The sequence below is a fragment of the Mesorhizobium waitakense genome (assembly GCF_056431085.1).
This window is the reverse complement of sequence record NZ_JBWKME010000053.1, coordinates 1-24,188: the sequence shown is the minus strand read 5'-3', so window position 1 is coordinate 24,188 and position 24,188 is coordinate 1. Positions and strand designations below refer to the sequence as shown.

Genomic DNA, 24,188 nt, shown 5'->3' with positions numbered 1-24,188 from the left:
GGCGCGAAGAAGCGGACACTCCGCCTACGACCCCATCTCTCGGACGTATTCCCTATCTGCAATAGCTCCGAACGCCGACGCTCAGGTGCATCACCAAAGCGGCCGCGCTGCGTCACAAACGGACGTTGCAGGTCACCAACCTTGACGCTGGGTTGGCCAAAGCCGACACTGAGCAGAGAAAAACAGGAGCACCTCAGTGGGAGGGCCCGACTCCGACTCTGAGATGACGATCAGCTCGCTCCGATCCGAGTTGACAGCGGCGCGCGAAGAAAATCAGGTACGCACCGCGGAGGTCGCCAATCTCCTTGAACAGCAGACTGCGACGAGTGCGATCCTCAGGGTGATCGCCGCATCGCCGACCGACATCCAACCCGTCCTGCAGGTCGTGGCGGAGAGTGCTGCGCGCTTCTGCGACACCTACGACGCCGGCATTTTCCTGGCGCGAGACGGGACACTATTCCCCAAAGCGCACTACGGCCCCATCGCCTTCGACTTCGAACCGATGCCGGTCGCACGCGATTGGGTCTGCGGTCGCGCCTTCGCCGACTGCAAGACTGTGCATGTCAACGACATAGCGGTTGCAGGTGCGGAGTTTCCTGTCAGCCAAACACTTGCCGAAAGGCTTGGCCACCGCACGATGCTCGCAACACCTCTCATGCGTGACACCGAGGCGATCGGCGTGCTCGTCATCAGGCGCATCGAGGTCAAGCCTTTCAACGAGAAGCAGATCAAGCTGCTCAAGATTTTCGCCGACCAAGCGGTCATCGCCATCGAGAACGTGCGACTGTTCGACGAGGTGCAGGCGCGTACACGCGACCTCGGCGAGGCGTTGGAGCAGCAGACCGCGACCGCCGATGTGCTCAAGGCAATCAGCCGGTCGGCCTTCGATCTCCAACCGGTACTGCAGACGCTGGTCGACTCGGCAATACGCCTAGCCGGGGCGGACATGGGCGCAATCACGTTGCGCGTTGGCGATACGTTGCGTTTCATGGCAGGCGGCGGGCAGGCTGCTGAGCTGCATGCATACGAACGAGCCAATCCACATATCGTGGGACGAGGGACGTTCCAGGGCCGCGCCGCGCTGGAGGGATTGACGATCCACGTGGCGGACGCGCTTGAAGACCCGGAATACGAAAGGCCGGAAGCGGCAATCATGGGCAGTTTCCGCGGAGTACTTTCTGTTCCGCTGAAGCGGGGTCAGGAGACCATCGGCGTATTCGGCATGGCGCGGCGGGCGATCGGGCTATTTTCACCGCGTCAAGTCGAACTGGTCGAGAGCTTCGCCGACCAGGCGGTGATCGCCATCGAGAATGTCCGCCTGTTCGACGAGGTGCAGGCGCGCAACCGTGAGGTGACTGAAGCGCTGGAACAGCAGACGGCGACGGCCGAAGTGTTGAAGACGATCAGCAGTTCGGCGTTCGATCTCGATTCCGTGCTGCATACGCTTGTGAAGTCCGCGTCCGACCTCTGTCATTCCGGGATGGGCTACATCTATCTGCGCCAGGGCGACGTGTTGCAGCCGACGGTACAGATCGGATGGAGCCAAGAATTCCAGGACCACATGAACAACCTCCCGGTCACGCCAGGCCGGGGCAGCATCGCCGCCCGCGTTGCCCAGAGCGGGTCCGTGGAGCAGATTGCCGACGTTCTCGACGATCCGGAGTATACCAACATCGAAGGCCAGCGGCTCGGCGGCTTCCGCACCCTGCTGGGCGTTCCGCTGATGCGTGACGGCGCCGTGACCGGCGTGTTCGTCCTCGCCCGCTCGTCGGTCTCGCCGTTCAGTACGCGCGAAATCGAACTAGTGCAGACATTTTCGGATCAGGCGGTCATCGCGATCGAGAACGTGCGGCTGTTCGAAGAGGTCGGGTCGCGTGGCCGTGACCTGACCGACGCGCTAGAGAAGCAGACAGCGACCGGCGCAATATTGCAAGTGATTGCCGGGTCTCCTACGGACATTCAGCCTGTGCTGGACGCCGTCGCTGAAAGTGCCGCTCGGCTCTGCGACGCCTATGACGCAACGATCTATCTACTGCGCTCCGACAGGCTGGCTGTGGGAGCGCATCACGGACCGATTCCGATTGACGGTGCTGGCTTGCCGGTCGCGCGCGACATCGTTACCGGCCGCGCCGTATTGGATCGGGTGCCGGTCCACGTTCACGACTTGACCATCGCTGGAGAGGAGTTTGCAACTGGCCGAATGATGGCTCAACGCCTTGGTTTTCGCGCAATTCTCGCCACTCCACTGTTGCAGGAAGGAAAAGCAATCGGAGCGCTTATGATCCGGCGCATCGAGGCGCGGCCCTTTAGCGACAGCCAAATTGGCCTTCTCAAAACTTTCGCCAACCAGGCCGTCATCGCGATCGGCAATGTGCGGCTCTTCGAAGAGGTGCAGGCTCGCACCGCCGAGCTTGGCGAAGCATTACAGCAGCAGACCGCGACCGCGGATGTGCTCAAGGTCATAAGCCGCTCCGCATTCGACCTGCAGAGCGTCCTGCAGACACTTATCGATTCTGCTGTGAGGCTCTGCGGTGCGAAAACGTCTGGCATCTTTATGCGGGACGGCGATGTCTTCCGGCTTGCGGCAGGCTACGACCAAACCCCGGAGTATCGCGCGTATGAAGAGGCGAATCCGAGTCCGATCAGCCGACAATCCTGGGTCGGCCGAACAGCACTCGACAAGGCAGTCGTCCACATTCCGGATGTTACCAAGGACACCGAACATGGCCTTCCCGAAGCTCCGCGACTCGGAGGTTATTCGGCTGTGCTCTGTGTACCGCTCATGCGCGAAGGATCGGTAATTGGCGTCTTCGCAATGACGCGACCCGAACCCGGGCCCTTCACCGATAGCCAGATCGAACTTGTCCAGACCTTTGCCGACCAGGCCGTAATTGCGCTCGAGAACGTCCGCCTTTTCGAGGAGGTGCAGCAGCGGACACGGGAGGCCACAGAGGCACTGGAGTACCAGACGGCGACCAGCGATGTGCTTAGCGTCATCAGCCGCTCGCCCACCGATGGGCAGCCAGTGTTTAATATGATCGCGCAAAGCGCCGCCCGTCTATGCGAAGCGCAGTTCTGCTTTGTCTACAGATTTGACGGCGAGCTTCTGCATTTCGTCGCGCATCACGGCATCACCGAAGAAAGCGTTGAGATCGTGCGTAACACCTTTCCCGTGGCACCTACTCGCGGCAGCGCTGCCGAACGGGCAATTCTATATCTTGACGTGGCGCAGATCCCGGACCTCACCTTGGATAGTGAATTCACGCATCGCGCCGCGGCGGCTTTTTCGGGCCTGCGCAGTGCTGTCGCCGTGCCGATGCTGCGTGACGGCCTGCCCATCGGTTGCATAGCAGTCGGGCGTGCTGAGACGGGCTTTCTTGCCGCTAAGCAAGTCGAACTTCTGAAGACCTTCGCCGACCAGGCCGTGATCGCCATCGAAAATGTCCGCCTGTTTGATGAGGTCAAGGCGCGGACCGCGGAGCTAAGCGAGTCGCTTCAGCAGCAGACAGCGACAGCAGACGTGCTCAAGGTCATCAGCCGGTCGGCCTTCGACCTGCAGAACGTCCTTGACACCCTGGCAGAGTCCGCCGCGCACCTCTGCGACGCGGACATTGCCGATTTCTATCGTCTGGTCGACGACGGATTTCAGTGGACCACGACCTTCAGCCGAGATCCGGAAGCGGCCCCTGCCCATACCAAGATCATGCGCCAGCCGGGGCGCGGATCGGTGTCGGGGCGCGTTCTGCTGGAACAGAAAACCGTTCACGTCCCGGATTTCGAAGCCGATCCCGAGTTCACCTTCACCGACGTGGCGCGGCAGCGCGGCGTTCGCTGCATCCTCGGCGTTCCGCTCCTGCGCGGCACGGAGCTGATGGGGTTGCTTCTGGTCATGCGCAAGGCGCCCGGGCCGTTCTCGCCAAAGCAGATCGAGCTGGTCGAGACTTTCGCCGATCAGGCTGTCATCGCCATCGAGAACGCGCGGTTGTTTGAGGAGGTGCAGACGCGCACAGCCGAGCTAAGCGAGTCGCTGCAGCAGCAGACGGCGACGGCCGACGTGCTGAAGGCGATCAGCCGCTCTACGTTCGACCTGCAGACGGTTCTCGACACGCTGGTGGAATCAGCGGCCAAGCTGTGCGACGCGGACACGAGCGTCATCTTCAAGCGCGACGGCGATCTCTACCGGTGGTCGGCCGAGTACGGCAATTTGCCTGAAGCCGCGGTTTTCGCCAAAGCCAATCCCTTCGCCGCCAGTCGCGACAGCGTCACCGGACGGGTGGCCCTCGAAGCCCGCGCCGTCCACGTTTCGGACGTGCTCGCCGACCCGGACTACGGGGCAACGCAGCTTCAGAAGCTCGGCGGCTACCGGACCATTCTATGCGTTCCGATCTTGCGCGAAGGCGCGCCGGTAGGCGTGTTCGCGCTGACGCGGTCACAGGTGCGGGACTTCACGCCGAGGCAGATCGAGCTCGTCGAGACATTTGCCGACCAGTCCGGCATAGCGATCGAGAACGTCCGGCTGTTCGACGAGGTGCAGGCGCGTACCCGCGAATTGTCACGCTCGCTCGAAGATCTGAGGACCGCGCAGGACCGCCTCGTGCAAACGGAGAAGCTCGCCTCACTCGGCCAGTTGACCGCCGGTATCGCCCACGAGATCAAGAACCCGCTCAACTTCGTCAACAACTTCTCAGCGCTCTCCGGCGAACTCATCGATGATTTGAGCAGTGTGCTGGCCGGAGCGCCTTTGGAGGCATCCGTGCGCGAAGAGGTCGCCGAGCTGACAGGCGTGCTCAAGAGCAATCTCGACAAAGTGGTCCAGCACGGCAAGCGGGCCGATTCCATCGTCAGGAACATGCTGCTGCATTCGCGCGCGGGTTCTGGAGAGCATCGTCCGATCGACATCAATGCCGTCGTGGAGGAGAGCCTGAACCTTGCCTATCACGGGGCGCGCGCCGAAAAGCCGGGATTCAACGTCACGCTGACGCGGAATTTCGACCCGCAGGCGGGGGATGTCGATCTCTACCCGCAGGAGATCACGCGGGTGCTTCTCAACCTCATCTCCAACGGCTTTTATGCAACGGCCAAGCGCAGCGCCGCAGCGAATGGCGCGGGCTATGAGCCGAAGCTCTCCGCCACCACCAGGAGTCTCGGCGACCGTGTCGAAATCAGGATCCGCGACAACGGCACCGGCATTCCGCCGGAGGTGAAGGAGAAGATGTTCAATCCATTCTTCACGACCAAGCCAGCCGGCGAGGGCACCGGGCTCGGCCTGTCGCTCAGCCACGACATCGTCGTCAAACAGCATGCCGGCTCGATCGACGTCGACAGCCAGCCAGGCGAGTTCACCGAGTTCCGGATTGTGCTGCCGCGCGCGGCGGCCTCGCTCGCAAAATCGGGAGGTGAAGCATGAGCCTCCTCATCCTGGTCGTCGACGACGAGCCCGACGTCGAGCCGCTGTTTCGCCAGCAGTTCCGCCGCGACATCCGAGCCAGCCGCTTCATCATGGAGTTCGCGCAATCGGCGGTCGATGCGTTGGAGCAGATCGACCGCGCCGAAGGGATGACACTGATCCTGGTGCTGTCCGACATCAACATGCCCGGCATGAGCGGGCTCGAGCTGCTGCCGAAGATCAAGGTGCTGCGGCCCGACGTCCCGGTCATCATGATCACCGCCTATGGCGACGCCGGAACCAAGAGCAAGGCGTTGGAGAACGGTGCCGAAGCGCTGCTGACCAAGCCGATCGACTTTTCGGCGCTCAGGCAACAGATCGAAACCCGACTGGGAATGGTGGCGTGACGGCGCGCATCCTCGTGGTCGACGACGAGCCCGATCTTGAGGTCTTGATCGTCCAGAAGTTCCGGCGTCAGATCCGCGACGGCGCGGTCATTTTCCTGTTTGCCAGCGATGGTGTGGACGCCCTGTCCGTCATCGACGGCAACAGCGACATCGACATGGTGCTGTGCGACATCAACATGCCCCGTATGGACGGCCTGTCGCTGCTGGAGAAGCTGCAGCAGGCCGAGGGGCAGCAGCTTTCGACGGTCATCGTCTCCGCTTACGGTGACATGGCCAACATCCGCACTGCGATGAACCGCGGCGCCTTCGACTTCATCACTAAACCGATCGACTTTGCCGACCTGGAGACCACGATCGCCAAGACCTTGAAGCATCGCGAGGTGCTGCACGAGGCGCATCGGCGGCAAGCGGTCGCGGAGCGTGCGCATGCATCGCTGTCGCGCTACTTCTCGCCCAATCTGGCCGAGCGGCTGGCCGGCGACGCCGACGGGTTGGCGCTAGCCGGGCAGTGGCGCGAGGTCGCCTCGCTGTTCACCGACATTACCAGCTTCACCACGCTGGTGGAAACGATCGACCCTGCCACGCTAGGCGCGCTCCTCAACGACTATTTGGCCGGCATGACCGACGTCGTGTTCGCGCATGAAGGCACCGTCGCCAAGATCGTCGGCGATGCGCTGCATGTGCTGTTCGGCGCGCCTGGCGAGCAGCAGGACCATGCGGCGCGCGCGGTTGCCTGCGCGCTCGAGCTCGACGCGCTGTCGCAATCGTTCCGCGATAGCTGGCGCGACAAGGGCATCGCGGTCGGTACGACCCGCATCGGCGTCCATGCAGGTCCGGCGCTGGTCGGAAATTTCGGCGGAGGCCGCTTCTTCGACTACACGGCCTATGGCGACACCATCAATATCGCGGCGCGGCTGGAAAGCGCCAACAAGCAGCTGGGCACGCGTATCTGCGTCAGCGGGAGCGCGGCTGCAAGGGTCGACAGCTTCCGCGGACGGCCGGTCGGCGATCTGATGCTGCGCGGCAGGGCCGAGGCGCTGCGCGCGTTCGAGCCTTTGTCGTCAAAGCAGTATGATGATCCTTCGACGGCGAGCTATCTCGAAGCCTTCGGCAGATTGGAGGCCGGCGATGCAAACGCGCTTACGGCTTTCGCCGCGCAGATCGGCAAATGTCCGGACGACCAACTCGCCAGCTTCCATCTCAAGCGGCTGCTCAACGGCGCCAAGGGAACGAGGATCAGCCTCGACTGATCTTCGCGCCTGTCGCTACCGCGACCGTCAAGCCTCGTCGCCGGCAATGTCTGCTTTCACGAGGTGGCAAAGGTGCCCTCGACGGCCGACAACAGGCGCGAAGCTGCCGTTCACATTGAGGCCGAGGAAATCGGCTTGGCCAGAGAAGGTTAGTTTTCATCGCCCTTCCCTCTACCACCCTCAAATAGCAAACAATTCTCCGCTGGGACTATGGTGTCGCAAAAGCCCAGCGTTTGCGCGGTGTGCGGCCGAAAGCTGGGGAGCGCGTCAACAGCCATTCGGCGCAAATCGCTCTCCGAGTGCCCGATATTCTCCGAAGCTGGGGAGTAGCGCAAAAAATCCCCAGCTTTCGCTGTCAGATATTTCAAGGGGTTAGCCCTGGCCAGTCCGCGGCGAGTTTCGATATATCCCGCCCACCAAAGGGCTCTCAAAACCTGCTCCTTATGGTGGATGCCGAGCCCACTTCGCTTGGGTCGATTTTCTGGCGGATAAGATTGCTGATGATGCCGTTTGGCAGCAACTGGGATCTTTCGGGGGATAACGCCGAAAGCGTCGACTTGCCTCGTTTTCACGCGCTCGACCGGGATGAGAATTCCATTTGCTGAAGGTCGGGCTCGTCATCCGACACAACGTTCAGCGACCGAACTACTCCATTGCGGCGTAGAGCGTCCAATTCTCGTCAATGCCCTTGAGATGATAGTCCCCGCGTTCTTCGAGTCTTAGTCCCGACCCGGCGACCAAGTCCTTCACAGTACGCGACACCCAGATCTCACCGGAATCAGCGCGCTCCGATATACGCGCGCAAATGTGGACGCCAATGCCGGCAATATCGGCGCCCCGCAATTCAATCTCCGCGGTATGCGCGCCGCAGCGTACGTCGAGGTCCGACACACGGGCGATGTCTCGAATAGCGCAGCCGCAGCGGACGGCTCGGGCAGGTCCGTCGAAGGTTGCAACCAGGCCGTCGCCTGTCGTGTTGATGTGACGGCCGCCGTAGCGTTCGACCTGCTCGGCGGCGGCACCATGGAAGCCGCTCAAAGCAATGGCCCACTTCCAATCGCCAAGCGCGATCGCCCTGCGGGTCGAGCCGACGATATCGACGAAGAGAATGGTCGCCAGCATGCGATTGCCGGGATGTACGGGCCGATGCCCCGTCACGAAGCCCTCGACCGGATCGAGAATCTGATCAGGATCGGCCCCGACGAAGTGATCTTGTCCAGCGAGTTCGATGAATTGTGCACCGTTGATGTGGTCTGCGATGTATCGCCCCTCTTCGATTTGTGAATCCCGGTCATCGCGGCGGTGTAGCACAAGGGTCGGCACGCGAACGGCGGACAAGACGTCGCGAACATCAACAAGCGAGTTCATCTCAACCAGCGCCCGCGCCGCACCGGGGCTGGCCGCGGCGCGGGCCCGCTGGCGCCACCACTGAGCCAGGGTCGCATCGGCGCTGGGGTAAATCTGGCGCATGTCCGCTTCCCAGCCCCAGTCGCTCTCCACCTGGTCAGCGTACGCGGCGCGCGCCTCCGGCGTCTTGCCCCACGGATAATCGCTGCTGTAAAGGCGGCGGGAAAAGGACCCATATAGGACCAAGGCCGCGGTACGCTCCGGATAGGTAGCCGCAAAGAGGATTGCCATCGGGCCACCTTCCGAGTAGCCGAACAAGATCGCGCGTTTGCTGCCGACCGCGTCCATGACAGCGCGTACGTCATCCATGCGCGTCTCAAGATCGGGAAGTCCACCCGGGCGGTCCGAGAGTCCTGTGCCCCTTTTGTCGAAGCGGATCAGACGGGAAAAGGAACCGAGCCGCTCCAGAAAGAAGGCATGCCGCGGTTCGGCCCAATCGAGATCGAGGTGAGAGACGAAGCCGGAAATCAGCACGAGATCGCGCGGGCCGCTCCCCGTCACCTGATAAGCTATGTTCAGCGTACCACTCTTGGCATAGTGAACGGGCTGGCGCATGCTGAGGGTATCCCTCCAAGTGCGGCGCACTCCCGGCGATCATGACCCACTGAGATCGCGAACCGCGATCTAGCCGGATTTGCCGACGCTGTCTTGGTTGCGACTATGATAGCATGAATATCTGTTTGCCAGATGCGGCTTTGGGCCAGGGCCTGCCTTGGACCTCATCGAAGCAAGGTCCGGGGAGATTCAGTTCTCCCTGTGATTGGAGGGCGTGGCGATGATGGGCGAGCGGACGGTGAGGCAGGACACCAGACACAGCGACCGCCGACGACCTACGTCGGTTCCAGATCGCCCAGCAGGAAGACGGCGTTCCCGTGCCGACGATGAACAGCATCGTGTCGGCGCTACGCTTCTTCTTCACCCAAACGCTCGACCGCCCGGACCTGGCGCGCCGGCTCGTCCGGCTGTCGCATCCGCGCAACCTGCGCGTGGTGCTCAGTCGTGACGAGGTCGCCCGCTGCTCAACGCCACCACCTGCTTTAAGCACCAGGCCGCACTGTCGGTTCTGCCAAGCTCGTGGTCGAGTGCACGGCTGGCGGCCTGCTACGCCCAGCTCGAACGGACCGAAGCGGCACAGGCAGCAGTGGCGGAGGTCCTGCGGTTGCAGCCTGATTTCTCTACGGCTGAGTACATGCGCCAGAGTGTCCTCCTTGAACAAGCCGAAGACCGGGAGCTTCTCCGCGAAGGGCTAATAAAGGCTGGGTTGCCGGCGTGAGTTGGCCGTCCGCCGGAGCAGTTTGCACTGCGTAAGCAGAGCCGCGCCGATTTGCCTCTGTCGTCCGGCCCGCTGGATTTATGGGTTCACTGCCTAGAATCGGCAGCTGGCCAATGCGAGAATTGAGAGGCCAACTAAGATCTACAGGCGCGGCGTAATTGCTGGTCGGGTAGTAATGATGGTCGACCTTTCTTCTCTCACGGAGTTAAAGCGTGCCGCTGATCCCACGAAGGCGACGTTGAACCCAGAATGCCCCAGAACGCGCTCCCACATCTCCCTGAAAACGGAAGCTTGGCAAGAATCGGGTGGCGGAGCGCTGAGAGATATGTCGGAATTCCCCACCATACCCAGCGGGGGAGGCCTTCCCATGCGCACGGCAGCAGCACTTCGGCTTCGATCGATCCGACAACTGCTGTTGCCACTGATGGGATTTACCGACTGGCACGAAAGCGTCAACGCGGCGGGCACGCCCGTTTGGCGACGCTATATCGCGAGAGCGGACTCAGGGGAGCTCCGCCCGATGACGCGGGAAGAGGAAGCCAAATCTCTCGAGTGGTATTATCCACCGTATATGATGTAGGGCCACATAGAGCCCGCTTTTGAATGGACGTTTGGCCGCGTCCCGCGTCAGCTTCGCCGCGCTCGAATTGTTCTTTCCCGACTCGACGCAAAGTCACCGGGAAGGATGCTCCCTTCATCATGAGCCGCGACCGGCCGTTTCCGGACCTGGGCTACTTTACAGGTTCGTTCAGACCAAGCATCCTGAGGGCCCGGATTTCGGTCGGGGTTAGGGATGGGCCAATGAGTTTTGAATCGCTCCTGGCTAAGTGTTCCGAATTGCTTGGTGCGGTTGAGACGCTGGCTGCAGTGGCAGCCAGACTGCGGCTCGCGCACGACGGGATTTCGGCGGATCCTCGACTGCAATCGCAGCTCGACCGGATTGTGGACCTAGTTGAACCTAATCTTCTCGAAGGCCTTGACCATGCCCAGCAGGCGGTCGTTCTGGCCGACATTGGTACCACAATCCGTCAATCGCTCGACTTCCTCGAAAATCCCCCCCGTCCTCTGGGATGGCACCATGACGATCCGGCCGTCTTGGATTCTCAGGGCAGGGCGTCGAAACATATCATTAGCAGGATTCAGGCCATAGCCACCAAACGTGCTCGTCTGGCTGAGTTGCTGAGGCAACCAGGTGCCTTTCTCGATATCGGGACGGGCGTTGGCTGGATCGCCATTGAAGCAGCCCGAGTTTGGCCCAACTTGCGCGTCATCGGTATCGACATCTGGGAGCCTTCGCTGGCGCTTGCCCACCGCAACATTGCCGACAGCGGCATGACGGAGAGAGTATCCGTCCGCAACGAGAATCTCGAAAACTTGCGCGAAGTGGCCCGCTACAATCTGGTGTGGCTGCCCTCGCTTTTCATGCCGGAAGAGGTCATTCTGCGCTCCCTGGCGCCCGTCTTCCAGGCTCTCGCCCCAGGTGGCACATTGATCTTTGCACTATTGGAGGCTTCATCCGAGCCGCTACGGCAGGCTCTCGCTTCGCTCGGCGTTGTAAGAATGGGCGGTCATCCCTGGCAACGCGACGAGGTTGAACCGCTGCTCAATGCCACCGGCTTCACCGAGGTCGAAGCATTTAGTTTCCCGGAAGTGGAGTTGACCCTAGTTGCCGGATGCAAACCGACCAGTTTCAGTTAGGCCGGCTCGCTAGCGCGCGTTCCGGTTGGCCGCTCTCCTACACCGCCGAAGCGCCGCGCGCCTCCTGGCGGGCGCTTGTGCCAGCGCTGAGCACCGACTACTGATCCACAACGGCAACCTTGGTGATGCCTTCCGCAGCGGCACGCTCGGATGAGTCCCTGATCGAGGATGTCATTGTTGGCCGCACCTTCAATGCCGAGCGCGCCACCTTCGTCGTCGTTGAACTCGGCGCGCGGACTATCAGCATTGTGGGGCCGCCGGCCGAGTGACAATGATTTGCGCTGAGCCGCCAACGGTTCATAATACGAAGGATATCATGTCCGAAGATGGACGACCATGGCCGAACAGAACGAGACTGTCGTCCGAAGACTGGCCGCGGTGCCGACTGCGGGAGGTCTGGCCACGCGCCTCGCTGTAGCCGAGCTCAGTCGTCGCGGCATCGATCCTGGTCCCTTGCTTGCCCGAGCCGGGTTGTCGGCCATCGCCCTCGATCGCGGCGGTCGGGTCGACTCGAGGCGTCAGATCCAGTTCCTTGGGTTGGTTTCACAGAGGGTCGGGGACGGGTTCATAGGCCTGACGATGGCCGAGAATTTCGACCTGCGCGAGCTTGGGATGCTTTACTACGTCGCTGTGTCGTCGAATTGCCTCGGCGATGCCTTGCACCGCCTCGAGCGGTACGCCCGACTGGGAAACGAAGCGCTGACCTTGCGGATAAGCAGGGGGCCGACCTGCAGGGTCGCACTTTCATATGCAGGCGTGCCGCGGCACCTCGACCAGCATCAGATGGAGTGCTTCGCGCTCACGCTCGTCCGGCTCATTCGGCAACTCGTTGGCCACAAGATATCTCCGCTCGAAGCGAATTTCGTTCATCACCGCTCGGGCGATTTGCGCCGCGCACGGAACCTGCTGGGCTGCGACGTCAACTTTGGCGCCGACGCGGACGAGTTGAGATACGACTTGGCGCTGCTGGACCGGAGGCTGATCACCGATGACCTGTTCCTGAACCGCCTGATGATCGAGAATTGCGAGCAGGCGTTGGCGGCCCGGCCCACCAACGAGAGCCCGTTCCGCACCGTGGTCGAGAACACCATCGCGCCGCTCCTGCCCCACGCCGAGGCGAGCGCGAAGAAGGTGGCAGGGTGCCTTGGGCTCAGCGAAAGGACGTTTGCTCGCCGCCTCGCAGCTGAAGGGCTCAGCTTCGGGACGATTTTGGATGGGCTCCGGCGCGACCTTGCCATTCGCTACCTGGAGGAAAACGGGCTGCAAATCTCACAAATAGCGTGGCTGTTGGGTTTCCACCAGCCCAGCGCTTTTAGCCATGCATGCCGGCGCTGGACCGGCATGAGCCCTTTGAAATTCCGGCGCGGTTCTCAACTAACACACGCCTGACGGCTGCGACATAAGCTGAGGGCGCGCGCAGGTGCTACGTCGACTGCTAGATCACAAAGAAGTCCGCGTGGGTGAGCGCCAGGTTGGCGGCAAGCGTGGCGAAGTGTGTGGAACCGCCCGCCGCACTGCCGTTGCTGTCATAGGTGAGCCAGCCCGTATCTGTCTCATAGATGATGTGATCGTTGCCGTCGCCGGCAAGCCCGGTCGTGTTTTTGACGAACTGGTCCGCCGTCAGCGTGCCGTTGCCGCCAAGCGCTGCGAAGATGGCGTTGTCGACCTGGATGGTGTCGTCGACCACCGAGAAGTCGGTGATGCGGTCGACATTGGTCGAGGCATTGAGCGCGGTGGTGAAAACGAAGGTGTCATGCCCGGTGCTGCCGCTCAGCGTGTCGTTGCCGAGCAGGCCGTTGATGACATTCGCACCCGAATTGCCGGTGATGACATTGGCAATGGAGTTGCCGGTGCCGTTGATGGAAGCCGCGCTGCGCAGTGCCAAGTTCTCCAGCTCCTGACCCGACAGGTTGAAGGAGACGTAGGCCTGCACATTGTCGGTGCCCTGGCCGTTGGCCTCGATGACGTGGTCTCCGGCATTGTCGACATAGTAGGTGTCGTTGCCGATACCGCCTTGCATGGTGTCGGCACCTTCCTTGCCGTCCAGCGTATCGTTGCCGCCCAGGCCGCTCAGCGTGTTGACGCCAGAATTGCCGGTGATGACGTTGGCGATGGAGTTGCCGGTGCCATTGGTCGAGGCGGCGCCTCTCAGCGCCAGGTTCTCCAGCTCCTGTCCCGACAGGTTGAACGAGACATAGCTCTGCACATTGTCGGTGCCCTGGCCATTGACCTCGATGACATGATCGCCGGCATTGTCGACCCAGTAAGTGTCGTTGCCGAGACCGCCCTGCATGGTGTCGGCGCCACCCTTGCCATCCAGCACGTTGTCCCCTCCGTCGCCAACCAGCACGTCAGCGTACGCTGAACCGATCAGACCTTCGATGTTCTGCAGGACATCGCCCGCGGCCTCGCCGGTGTAACCGCTACCAGTATCGAGCCTTACGTAGACACCGCTTGATGCAAAGTCGTAACGCGCAAGGTCGATGCCCGATCCGCCGTCGATGAAGTCTGCACCCTCGCCGCCCCAGATGTGATCATTACCGCCTCGCGCATAGATGGTATCGTTTCCGCCATAGGAGACTGCAAGGTCGTCGTAGTTTGACAGATCCAAATAGTCGTTTCCGCCCAAAGCAATTTTGAAGAGCCCTGGAAGATCGTTCGATTGAACATAATAGGCGGCGAGTGGAGCGCTCACCGACAAGCCGGTAATCGAGCCTTGCAGCGAGCCCATATAATACTGGGAGAACCCTGTCAGCGTTCCGCCAACCAAATTCGACCCGGAATATGCGAAGCCGTAGCCGCTATAGTAAGCGGTGGTGTAGTTGTCGGTAATGGTGATGTTGGTGCTGGTAGCGCTGGTGAGGTACCCATACCATGTCTGCGCGTTTAGCATGTTGATGGGCGAGTAGGCGTCGACGTAGGCCATCCAAGGCGTTCCTTGTTAGTTGAGCGTTGTGTGTAGCGCTGAGGCTGGTTCGAGTTCAGCACCGATGCGACGTGCCGGACAGGATCCTTCTGGTGCAAATCTCACTCGCCACTCGGCGCAAGTTGATCCGCGCAGAGGATCGTCCGTCCATTTTCGGGTGATCAATTGGAACCCCAAAGGGAGCCTTCCGTACGTAGTCAAGTCTCTACGAGCCTGCAAGCGCGGCCATTTGCGATTACACGCCAAAAAGTTGTTTTAAGTCGCTTGTAAATCTCGAAAGTGCCTTTCAGGCACCGTTTCAGGTATGCCGTCGATAAATTCTTGCACACTCTTGTTCGAGCCTCCTTGAGAGCCACGCATTCGGCGCGACTCATCGACTATCCATTCCACTAGGAACGGCCAGAAGGCCGCTCCCGTTGTTAAGGTTGCAGTACAGATTACATCCAGAAATCGTATGCGAGGCTCGCGGTGATGGTCGTACCGTCGCCGACCTGACCGCTGACGGCGACGTCAAACGAGACGATATGATCGGCAAACCCAGTTGGGATAACGGCAGAGAAACCCGACTGTGACACATTGGCAGGCTCTGAACCACTTCCGTTCAATGTGCCAGAGATGACCAGAAGGCCCATCGGCCGTGCCGTTGACGTCTTCAAGCTCACCACCGGCGACCTGGACTGTGGGTCGTAGCCTGTCGTTCTTCGTAGTTGGGTTACCGAACCTATCTGCGTCGGCTACTCCCTGAACGCTCTGTTCATCTGGTCTGACAGCGGTTTCATGAAGTAGGACAAGACGTTGCGCTCGCCAGTCTGGATGTGAACTTCGGCCGGCATCCCGGGCTGCAAGTGTCTGGCATCCTTGAGGCAGGCGTCGCGGTCGTCGAGGGTGGCCCTGGCGACGAAATAGGAGACCGGCCGCTGCGGATCCTTGATGAGGTCGGCCGAAACCCGCTGCACAGTGCCCTTGCACTCGGGCGTCGTCGCTCTGTCGAAGGCTGGGAAGCGGATCGAAACCGGCTGCCCTTGCTTGACATCGTCGATGTTGGCGGGCGCAACCATGGCATCGACGACGAGCCTGTCCTGCTCGGGAACGATCAGCATTAGCGTGTCGCCAGGCGCGATGACGCCGCCGACGGTGTGGACCGCAAGCTCCTGCACGAAGCCCGACTGCGGCGCGCGGATCTCGGTGCGGGCAAGTTGATCCTCGGCCACCACCTTGCGCTCGATCAGTTCGACCTCCTTACCATCGAGCTCGCGAAGTTCCTCGTTGACGTCCTTGCGCATGTCCTCGTCGACCTGGATGGCCTGCAGTTTCGTCTCGCTGATCTTGCCCTCCGTCTCGGCGATCGCTGCGATAATCCGGCCGGATTCGCCGTGCAGTCGGGACAGTTCGAGTTGCAGTTCACTCACCCGCTGCAGTGGGATCAGTTTCTTGTCGTAGAGGCTCTGAAGGCTATTGTAATCCCGCTCGACCAGCGCAGCCGCCTCGCCGGTCGCCTTCTGCTGGGCGGTGAGGCCCTCGATCTGCTTTTTGAGCTGGCCCGAGCGGGCTTCGAGCTGCGACTTCAGGCCAGACAGTGCATTGGTGCGGCTTTCGAACAGGGCCTTCTCGCCGGCGATTACCGCCGCAAGATCGGGATCGGTCGCGCGCTGCGTGAGGTTCTGGGGAAACTTGATCTCTTGCAGCCCAAGCCGCTCCGCCTGCAGCCGCGCCTGTCGCGCGACCGTGCGGTCGTATTGCTGGGCGATGATCTGCAAATTGGCGCGGGTCATCGTCTCGTCCAGTCGGACGATCACGTCTCCGGCCGACACGCGATCGCCCTCCTTGACCAGGATTTCTCCGACGATGCCACCGGTCTGGTGTTGCACCTTCTTCGAGTTGGTCTCGACGACCACGTTGCCCGAAGCGATGACGGCCCCTGCCAGTGAAGTCGTTGTCGCCCACGCGCCGACGCCGCCGAGGAGCAGGATCGATACGGCCAGGCCGAACAGGATGTTGGCCCGAATTCCGTCGCCGGAGCCGACGCGTTTTTCTGAAGCGGAAGACATTAGGATACCTTTCGATCATGGAGAGGGACGACAGTAGAGATCTGCGACGGCGACGCTTGAGCCAATGACTGTTGCGCATAGGCCGCCGAGCGGGTGATGCTGGCCAGCACTTCATCTTTCGGGCCGAAGGCCTGTACTGCCCCGCCCGCCATCACCAGCAGCTGGTCGAGATTGGCCAGTGCCGACGGGCGGTGGGCGACCACGATGACGATGCCGCCCCTTTTGCGGACGCCGTGGATGGCCGTCGCCAGGGCTGTGTCGCCGTCGGCGTCGAGATTGGAATTGGGCTCGTCGAGCACCACCAGGAACGGCTCGCCGTAGAGCGCTCGCGCCAGCCCGACCAGCTGCCGCTGCCCGCCGGAAAGTGCCGCGCCGCCGTCGCCGACCCGCGTCTGGAAGCCGTCCGACAGCCTGAGGATCATCTCATCGACACCTGCCGCCTGCGCGGCTGCGAGGATGTCCTGCGCCTTGGCGTCCGGGGCGAAGCGGGCTATGTTTTCGGCTACAGTGCCGTCAAATAGCTCGATGTCCTGCGGCAGGTAGCCGATGTCGCAGCCCAGAGCCTCGACATCCCACTGCTCGAGTGCAGCCTGGTCAAGACGGACTACGCCGCGTAGTGCTGGCCAGGCGCCTACCAGGGCACGCGACAGCGTCGACTTGCCGGACGCGCTCGGTCCGATCACGCCCAGCCCCGCGCCCGCATTGAGTGCGAAGGTGATGTTGTGGATCAGCGGCCTCTGCTGGCCGGGTCCGGCGACCGTCAGCGCCTCGACTGACAGAGTGCGCTTCGGCCGTGGCAGCGCCATCGGCTGGCCCCGGTTGGCAAAGGCCATCAGCGTCTTTGACAGCTGCGCATAGCTCTGCCTCGCCGACGTGAAGCCGCGCCAATTGGCAATGGCGATATCGACGGGGGCGAGCGCCCTGGCCAACATGATCGAGGAGGCGATCATGACGCCTGACGATGCCTCGCCGGACATTACCAGCCAGGCGCCAAGCCCGAGCATCAGCGACTGCAGCATCATCCTGAGCGTCCGTGACAAGGTGCCGGCCGCACCGACGACGTCGGAGACACGGCGCTGGTCCGAAAGGAAGCGCAAGCTCTGCTCGCTCCACAGTCGGCCGAACCGGCCGCCAAGGCCCATCGCCCGGATCACCTCGGCGTTACGGCGACCCGCCTCGGCAGAGGCGGTGCGAGTTATCATTGATTCCGTGGCGCGCCTTGCGGAGGCACGACCAAGCCTCTCGGCCGCCAGCGTCAACAGCACACTGACAACGGCGCCCGCCGTCGCCAGGAGGCCCAGCAACGGGTGCAGCAGGTAGATGATGATGAGGTAGAACGGCATCCAGGGCATGTCGAAGAAGGCGGTCGGCCCGGTGCCGGAGACGAAGCTCCTGATCTGGTCGAGGTCGCGGATCGGCTGCACGCGCGATCCCTCATGGCCCGCCCGCACGGGCAAAAGCAGTGAGGCGGCGAAGGCCTTCGCATGCAGCCGGCGATCGAGCGCGTTGCCGATACGGACCAACAGGCGCAGGCGCACGAAGTCGAGCAGACCGTAGACGGTGTAGAGCCAGACCATGACTATGGTGATGCCGACCAGCGTCGGCACGCTCTGCGACGGCAGGACGCGGTCGTAGACCTGCAGCATGTAAAGCGAGCCGGTCAGGCCAAGGAGGTTGACCACGGCGGAGAACAGGCCGACGCCGAACAGCGCCCCGGCAGACTGCCGGAATGCAGATATCAGCTCATTGCCTGACGCTGTTTGCGAAACCGGCTCAGCCATAGTTTGTCCTCGATCCTTTGCCTAAGACTAGCGATAGTCGTGAATTATCAGTGGCCTGGACGCACAATCGGCGGCAGGGTTTCCCTGCCGCCGCTTGTGCTGACCTTGGGTGAACCAGGCCGAGGACTTGCTCTTGGACGCCAATACCTTGCATCCCGGAGCCAGCTGATTGATCCCGTATATGGAAGACGGGGGGAAACCCGAGTAGGCATCCTTCGGGCAAGCACCGGAAAGCAGCCACGATCGCGCAACCGCACGATTCTGGGAAGCAGGATCGTGGCAATGCACTGGTCCGTGGGTTGCCGCACGGATATACATACAGAAAGGCCGGCCCCAACTATGGTCGGAGCCGCCTGTCATCAAGAGCGCGAGGGGTACTCCCTCGCCTTGATTCTGTCAGATCAGATGACCCATTCCTAGAGTGACACGTGGTCGACGGCGAAGCCAGCGTAACCGTGCCTGACGCCGTGCACCGAGTTTGAGCAATGGCCGGTGATGGCGCAAGCCCGCCCTCCATCGTCGTCAACGCGAAGGCAAAGTTTGCCTGTAGGGCCGACATGAGGCGCAAGCTGACGTCCACATACCGGACGCCTCAAGAGGCGTCACTCGGAGCAATCTCGGCGCACCGTTGCCTCTGCCACTCGACCGGTAATCCACGCACCAGCGACTGTAGCTGCATCGTTGGAGCTTGGCTTCCGTCGAGAATGGCTTCGACCAGATCGGGCGCCAACAGCGTCAGCCGAAGCATGTGGGATATGAAAGACCGATCGAGTTTCTTGGCTGCGGCGAGTTCGGAGATCGTGACGAACTGACCTGTTTCCAGCTGATGCTTCCAGGCAAAGGCCTGGACGACAGCACGGAGCAACGTGTTGTCGATGCGCGGCCGTTTCGGCGTCCATGCCACTGAGCTCGGCGAGACCACGAGTTTGCGGCCGCCTTGCTTGCGAATGGTCATCGGAATTTGAACGGTGAGGATCTTGCCGTCCTGGCTCAGCCCGGTGTCGGCCATCAGGCAGCTCGCCCAAGGTGAGTTCGCGCACGCATCTCCGCGACTAGAATCGTCATGCCCTCAGTCCGAAGGCGGATGGAGATGCCACCGATACCGACGTCGATGCGTTCGACCAGGAGCTGAACGATGCGAGCCTGCTCCGTTGGAAACAGTTCGTCCCAAAGACCCTCGAACTCAACAAGGCGGTTGCGGACCTCGGACTCGGTTATGTCCCCGTCCTCAGCCCGTGCAGCTGCCCAGGTCTTCACAATCATCTCGGGTTGGCAGAGCAGCTTTCGAACCTGGTCGATGACAGCTGCCTCGATCTCGGCGGCGGGCAGCCGTTTCACCGGGCAGGTTTCGGGGCCGAGCTTCTGTACGCTGGTAGTGACGTAGTAGCGGTAGAGACGCCCTTTCTTCCTGGTATGGGCTGGCGTCATGGCATAGCCATTCGGTGCGAAGATGAGACCCCTCAGCCGTGCCGGCGTTTGCCGGCGGCAATGTCCCGCGCGCTTACGCGGATCCTCGGCGATGATCGAGCGAACCTTATCCCAGAGATCCCGACTGATGATGGCCTTGTGCTCGCCGGGATAGCTTGCGCCCTTGTGGACGGCCTCACCCACATAGACCCGGTTGCTCAGCAGCTTGTAGAGGTAGCCCTTGTCGATTGGTCTTCCGCCGCGGCTGGTGATGCCCTCGGCATTGAGGGTTCGTGCTAGCGTCGTCGCCGAGCCGACGGAAAGAAACCGCTCGAAGATCATGCGGACTGTTTCGGCTTCGTCGTCGTGGATAATGAGCTTGCGGTTTTCGACCCGGTAGCCGAGCGGGACGTTGCCGCCCATCCACATGCCCTTGCGCCGCGAGGCGGCGAACTTGTCGCGAATACGCTCGCCGATCACCTCGCGCTCGAACTGCGCGAACGACAGCAGGATGTTGAGTGTCAGCCGGCCCATCGAGGTTGTGGTGTTGAACGACTGGGTAATCGACACGAAGGTGACGTCGTTGGCCTCGAAGACCTCGACCAGTTTGGAGAAGTCGGTCAGCGAGCGGGAGAGCCGATCGATCTTGTAGACGACGACCACGTCGACCAATCCGGACTCGACATCGCGCAGCAGTCGCCTCAGCGCTGGCCGCTCCAGCGTCCCGCCTGAGATACCACCGTCGTCGTAGCGGTCGGGCACGAGTAACCCAACCTTCCGCCCGCTGGCTGGCCACGTACGCCTCACAGGACTCCCTCTGCGCATCGAGGGAGTTGAACTCCATGTCGAGCCCCTCCTCGGAGGACTTGCGCGTGTAGACCGCGCAGCGGAGCTTTCGGATCACCGGCTTTGGGGGTGAAGGCGCCATCTTCATCACCCATTCCCCTTCTGGCTTCGCAGTCCGAAGAACAGCCAGCCGTTCCAGCGCGTTCCGGTGATCGCCCGCGCGATTGCGGAGAGCGACTTGTAGGGGCGGCCATCGTATTCGAAGCCCTCGGCCAACACCGTGGCGATGTGCTGCACGTCCTGCCATTCACGCAGCAACCGCGTGCCAGACACGGGCATATTGCCCTGGCGTCCGCGTGTGCCGCGAGGTTCGAGTTCTTCGGCCAAGGCTGCGAGCCGCTTCACCGTCTCCGGCTTCAGCCCACCGAAGGCGAGTTCCTGAACCCGATATGCGAGCCGGCTCTCCAGGAACTTCCTGTTGTAGGGGGGCGGCTCCGTAGCAAACAGCTCGCGCCACGTAGATTTGAGCGCGACAATATCCATCGTCTTCAGCTCGGCCAGGCGGGCCAGCACGTTGTCGGTCATTGGCAATTCTCCGTCGGTGAAGTTTCGACGGCACCACCGCTCTGGTCGGCGGTGAAGTCCACGCAACTATTCTCTAACTCCGCAGATAGTCTCCTTGACTGTCGAGCGCGAAGTCGCATGAGGCCGGCGGCGGCCAGTGTGGCCACCTCGGAGATACGTTCTGAAGTATTCATCCGACATGGCTGGAGAGGGTTGGGGCTGCGGCACATCGTTCGAATCCGGTTGATCTTGGTGAGCAAGATTTAACCTTCAAAATGAACCACTCCAGCACCCAGCGAATTGCTGTGGAATGCCGCGAAAAGAATTGTGATCGTGCGTACTGGGCGGGGACCGATCCTCGCCAAAAAAGAAGCCCATTCGAAAGGGCCTCGGGGGAGACCAATGCCAACTCTACATTCATTCGTCTCACACTTGCCCGAAAATTTGCTCACCGACTTCCTTGAACAACGCGGGATTCGACTTCTGAAGCAAGAATTGCAGGGCAAGCATCGCGAAATCGCCGACGCGATCAGACGTGAGCTCGCCCGACTGCCTTATGGGGCGCTGGGCAACTTTGATCAGGACCTGGCGCGGATCGAACTTTTGAGCACTGAAGCTGGCGAAATCGCCATTCGATCAGTGACGGTTCACGATCATCTATCCGAGATGCAATCCCGCCATGCTCGGGCGCTGTGGGTCTATTTGAATGACGAGGACGGCTTTCGTCGCGCCGAAGAGTCGCGCCTGAGCGACGTAAAGCGCGGTGGTCGTGAATGGACCGCTTTCGTGGGCAAGAAGCACTGTCATGTCGCAACCGACGAAGTGGCCCTCAACAGTTTCAAGGACGCCCTCCGCCTTCTGTTCGAGTGCAACCATGTGCATGTCGAGATGTTTCAGCGCAGCCGCCCTGAGTTTTGCGCGGACATCGGGGGAACCAAAGATGCGCATCTCACTCAGATAACGATCTATCGAGACTCGCCACCCAACTCGGAATTGGCATTTTCGTCGGAAGGCGAACTCGGGACCGAAATCAGACGCACCGTCGTCGAAGCTTCGGTTACCTGCGATGAAGCCAGTGGAAAAATCGAATGCGTTTCCAAGCAATCCGACAATCGACAGAACATCGCGAGCCTTGTTTCCACGAAGCTCTTGGGCTGCCCGCCCGACTTCGAACCGGTGCCTGCCCGGGCATATGACCTGACCCCACTTCGGCAGAAGTTGGTGTTCGAAACTGAGCCGGTCGATCAAATTGAGGGCGTTCGCGTCGCGAGCTTGCGGCTCAGCCCCGTTGACACATTGCTGGAGCAGGTCACAGTCGAAAGCCGTCCGACAAATCTCCGCGACATCTGGGCAGTCGCCGAGGAGCGGCTTGGTCAGTACGCGCTTCAGTCAGCCTACGAAATTATTCAAGCGAAAATCGTTGTGCGCTACCGAAGCGCCGACAGCAATCGCGTTCGATCTTTGCCGATCGTCATAGGCCATCCGAACAAGTCAAATCTCAGAGAACATTTGCCCATCGAGCGTGTGCTTGCCAACAAATACCTGCCACGCTGGGGCCTGGTTGTTGCGCTGCGCGATGGCTAATGAAGACTGGCTCGGAGTGCTGCTCGAACTGCTAGAGGCGCCCAGGCTTGTCTACACGCGGTCGACTGTCGCAAATCATACGGCGGCCGGAAAACATCTGATCGACTCCGGGATGCTGGTCCACGCCGACTATCAATCGGTCGTTCAGGACGAAAACGGCGAAACCGTTGAGGTGGACTACGACACCCACCATCAGGGTCTCGGCTATCACGATCGGCACAGGGGGTGGATCGCTGTCAAGCAAAGCGACCTCGAGCGGTTCAGGCCGGACTTTTGCTCCATGTTTGGGATCTTGCTGGAAGGATTTCTCAGACCCCTCCCCAAGGGGCCAAAAGAGGTCGTCCCGGATCAAGCCTGGATTGTTGGCTCAACCATACCCGCTGGCCATCGTGGTACCGAAGTTTGGTTCGTTCGCAATCTGTGGAAGCCGGAGGGATCACAGCGAGTGCGCGAGGTGTTGGATCGACATGCCTCAGAAACGCTCCGCTTGCTCCTGACCAGCACACCGAGCAACCGCATCACAAATGGCCATCTGTTGCCAGCAAGAATTGTCGCGATTGCCGAGGTTGTATCGCACTACCAACCAAACAAAATTGATTTTGAAACTTTGACGGCCACCTTTCACGGATACCGGGCTCCCGCAGTCAACGCCCTCATTCACTTTTCTACGCAGACCGGCATCTTACAGGTTCACGGAAAGCTAATTGTGAAGGTCAAGACGGACCGCCATCGACGTCTCTTGGAACTGATGGTTGAGGCCCACTACAAGGCCGGCGTTGTTGACCGAGAGCAGGTGCTCCGGAAGGCAACCTCGCAGGCGCGCTCCTTCGACCAAGCGTTTGGTAGGCGGCATTGGCCAGCATTAAACTCCGTCTTCAAATATGACGGTGGTGATGGCGTCTGGCGGTTTGTCATCTGATAATCGGGTCGCTGCAAAAATCTGGCATCTTCTCTGGCAGACCGCCGGTATCGCGTCTGGCAAATCCCTTCGATCCTCTGCGTTATCCGAAGCAGACGACCGAAGAGGTTCGCAATGACTCCCGTCTATCTCAATCAACAGGAACTTGCCGCACGCTGGCGCATCAGCGCAAGGACACTTGAGCGCTGGCGCTGGCTTAAGCTCGGACCAAGCTTTTTCAAGATTTCCGGAAAAGTCACTTACGCACTGGACGACGTCGAATCTTTCGAGCGCCGCCGCCGCGCTGAAACCCACTCCTCGATCCTCGGTTCGTGGGAGTGAGAGATGGAGATCAAAAAAGAAGACCCGGCAGCGCTTGCAGGCGCTAACCGGGCGGATGTCACGATGCCGGTGAGCAAAGATGACTGTGAAACCAATAGGCCAACTTATATCGACCTGCAAGTTCGCCGGCTCGTCGCCCGCTACATGCTGTCGGTGCCGTTGGCCGTCGTGATTGCCGAACTGGCCTTCCCTGCTGGGAGGGCGAAATGACGCTTCACCAAGCCAGTCCCGCAACAAGAGTAACGCGCCATCAACAGGGAGATGACGACCTGGACCAGGAGGGCTGCCTGATGGCCTCCCGGCAAATCATCTTGCCCGAACATCTCGCCGAACAAGATCTTGACTGGCTCGTGAGCGCAGGCGTGCTGATACCGACGATCGTGCGACCGAGCATGATCATGGTGGCGACCGGGGCCAGAGCTCGTGACGGG

Annotated in this window: 19 protein-coding genes; 11 read left to right on the top strand and 8 right to left on the bottom strand. The window is 61.2% G+C overall.

The window, feature by feature from the left end:
• The first annotated feature begins 223 nt into the window (after positions 1-223).
• From AC07FD_RS13125 to AC07FD_RS13115, 3 genes are read left to right on the top strand one after another with little or no spacing between them, the layout of a single operon-like run.
• The gene (locus AC07FD_RS13125; RefSeq protein WP_478350222.1) at positions 224-5,407 is read left to right on the top strand and encodes a GAF domain-containing protein; all 5,184 of its coding nucleotides are present in this window, start codon (positions 224-226) and stop codon (positions 5,405-5,407) included.
• A complete protein-coding gene (locus AC07FD_RS13120; protein WP_478350221.1) occupies positions 5,404-5,793 on the top strand; it encodes a response regulator in 390 nt (129 codons plus the stop codon). The genes AC07FD_RS13125 and AC07FD_RS13120 overlap by 4 nt, the downstream gene beginning before the upstream one ends.
• Positions 5,790-7,043, top strand: a complete 1,254-nt coding sequence (locus AC07FD_RS13115) for an adenylate/guanylate cyclase domain-containing protein (protein WP_478350220.1) — start codon at positions 5,790-5,792, stop codon at positions 7,041-7,043. The genes AC07FD_RS13120 and AC07FD_RS13115 overlap by 4 nt, the downstream gene beginning before the upstream one ends.
• A 645-nt stretch (positions 7,044-7,688) precedes the next feature.
• On the opposite strand, the gene AC07FD_RS13110 is transcribed toward AC07FD_RS13115, so the two are convergent.
• Complete coding sequence (locus tag AC07FD_RS13110) at positions 7,689-9,005, bottom strand: adenylate/guanylate cyclase domain-containing protein (protein ID WP_478350219.1); 1,317 nt, start codon at positions 9,003-9,005, stop codon at positions 7,689-7,691.
• Between the two features lie 1,519 nt (positions 9,006-10,524).
• Here AC07FD_RS13110 and AC07FD_RS13105 point away from each other — a divergent pair.
• The 3 genes from AC07FD_RS13105 to AC07FD_RS13095 all read left to right on the top strand — a co-directional run bounded on the left by AC07FD_RS13105 (position 10,525) and on the right by AC07FD_RS13095 (position 12,810).
• Positions 10,525-11,421 carry an SAM-dependent methyltransferase gene (locus tag AC07FD_RS13105; RefSeq protein ID WP_478350218.1) on the top strand — a complete coding sequence of 299 codons (897 nt, stop codon included), beginning with the start codon at positions 10,525-10,527 and terminating at the stop codon, positions 11,419-11,421.
• Positions 11,422-11,543: 122 nt separating this feature from the next.
• On the top strand, positions 11,544-11,690 hold the full coding sequence (locus AC07FD_RS13100; RefSeq protein ID WP_478350217.1) for a hypothetical protein: 147 nt from the start codon (positions 11,544-11,546) through the stop codon (positions 11,688-11,690).
• A gap of 67 nt (positions 11,691-11,757) precedes the next feature.
• Positions 11,758-12,810 carry an AraC family transcriptional regulator gene (locus tag AC07FD_RS13095; protein WP_478350216.1) on the top strand — a complete coding sequence of 351 codons (1,053 nt, stop codon included), beginning with the start codon at positions 11,758-11,760 and terminating at the stop codon, positions 12,808-12,810.
• A gap of 46 nt (positions 12,811-12,856) precedes the next feature.
• On the opposite strand, the gene AC07FD_RS13090 is transcribed toward AC07FD_RS13095, so the two are convergent.
• The 7 genes from AC07FD_RS13090 to AC07FD_RS13060 all read right to left on the bottom strand — a co-directional run bounded on the left by AC07FD_RS13090 (position 12,857) and on the right by AC07FD_RS13060 (position 20,954).
• Positions 12,857-14,347, bottom strand: a complete 1,491-nt coding sequence (locus tag AC07FD_RS13090) for a calcium-binding protein (protein WP_478350215.1) — start codon at positions 14,345-14,347, stop codon at positions 12,857-12,859.
• A gap of 437 nt (positions 14,348-14,784) precedes the next feature.
• Positions 14,785-15,003: a hypothetical protein gene (locus AC07FD_RS13085; RefSeq protein ID WP_478350214.1), complete on the bottom strand. Its 219-nt coding sequence runs from the start codon at positions 15,001-15,003 to the stop codon at positions 14,785-14,787.
• A gap of 78 nt (positions 15,004-15,081) precedes the next feature.
• On the bottom strand, positions 15,082-16,395 hold the full coding sequence (locus tag AC07FD_RS13080; protein WP_478350213.1) for an HlyD family type I secretion periplasmic adaptor subunit: 1,314 nt from the start codon (positions 16,393-16,395) through the stop codon (positions 15,082-15,084).
• Complete coding sequence (locus tag AC07FD_RS13075; protein ID WP_478350212.1) at positions 16,395-18,176, bottom strand: type I secretion system permease/ATPase; 1,782 nt, start codon at positions 18,174-18,176, stop codon at positions 16,395-16,397. Before AC07FD_RS13075 ends, AC07FD_RS13080 begins: the two co-directional genes overlap by 1 nt.
• Before the next feature lie 592 nt (positions 18,177-18,768).
• Entirely contained in the window at positions 18,769-19,185 is a 417-nt protein-coding gene (locus tag AC07FD_RS13070) for a hypothetical protein (RefSeq protein WP_478350211.1), read from the bottom strand.
• On the bottom strand, positions 19,185-20,345 hold the full coding sequence (locus AC07FD_RS13065) for a recombinase family protein (protein ID WP_478350210.1): 1,161 nt from the start codon (positions 20,343-20,345) through the stop codon (positions 19,185-19,187). The genes AC07FD_RS13070 and AC07FD_RS13065 overlap by 1 nt, the downstream gene beginning before the upstream one ends.
• Positions 20,346-20,516: 171 nt before the next feature.
• The gene (locus AC07FD_RS13060; RefSeq protein ID WP_478350209.1) at positions 20,517-20,954 is read right to left on the bottom strand and encodes a DUF2924 domain-containing protein; all 438 of its coding nucleotides are present in this window, start codon (positions 20,952-20,954) and stop codon (positions 20,517-20,519) included.
• Between the two features lie 423 nt (positions 20,955-21,377).
• On the opposite strand from AC07FD_RS13060, the gene AC07FD_RS13055 reads away from it, so the two are divergent.
• The 5 genes from AC07FD_RS13055 to AC07FD_RS13035 form a co-directional block, all read left to right on the top strand.
• Entirely contained in the window at positions 21,378-22,517 is a 1,140-nt protein-coding gene (locus AC07FD_RS13055; protein WP_478350208.1) for a hypothetical protein, read from the top strand.
• Positions 22,510-23,436 carry a hypothetical protein gene (locus tag AC07FD_RS13050; RefSeq protein WP_478350207.1) on the top strand — a complete coding sequence of 309 codons (927 nt, stop codon included), beginning with the start codon at positions 22,510-22,512 and terminating at the stop codon, positions 23,434-23,436. Before AC07FD_RS13055 ends, AC07FD_RS13050 begins: the two co-directional genes overlap by 8 nt.
• A 114-nt stretch (positions 23,437-23,550) precedes the next feature.
• Positions 23,551-23,757, top strand: coding sequence for a DNA-binding protein (locus AC07FD_RS13045; protein WP_478350206.1), 207 nt, complete (start codon positions 23,551-23,553; stop codon positions 23,755-23,757).
• 3 nt (positions 23,758-23,760) lie between these two features.
• Complete coding sequence (locus AC07FD_RS13040; RefSeq protein WP_478350205.1) at positions 23,761-23,967, top strand: hypothetical protein; 207 nt, start codon at positions 23,761-23,763, stop codon at positions 23,965-23,967.
• A partial coding sequence (locus AC07FD_RS13035) for a hypothetical protein (protein ID WP_478350204.1) occupies positions 23,964-24,188 on the top strand: 225 nt, incomplete at its 3' end. The genes AC07FD_RS13040 and AC07FD_RS13035, both read left to right, overlap by 4 nt.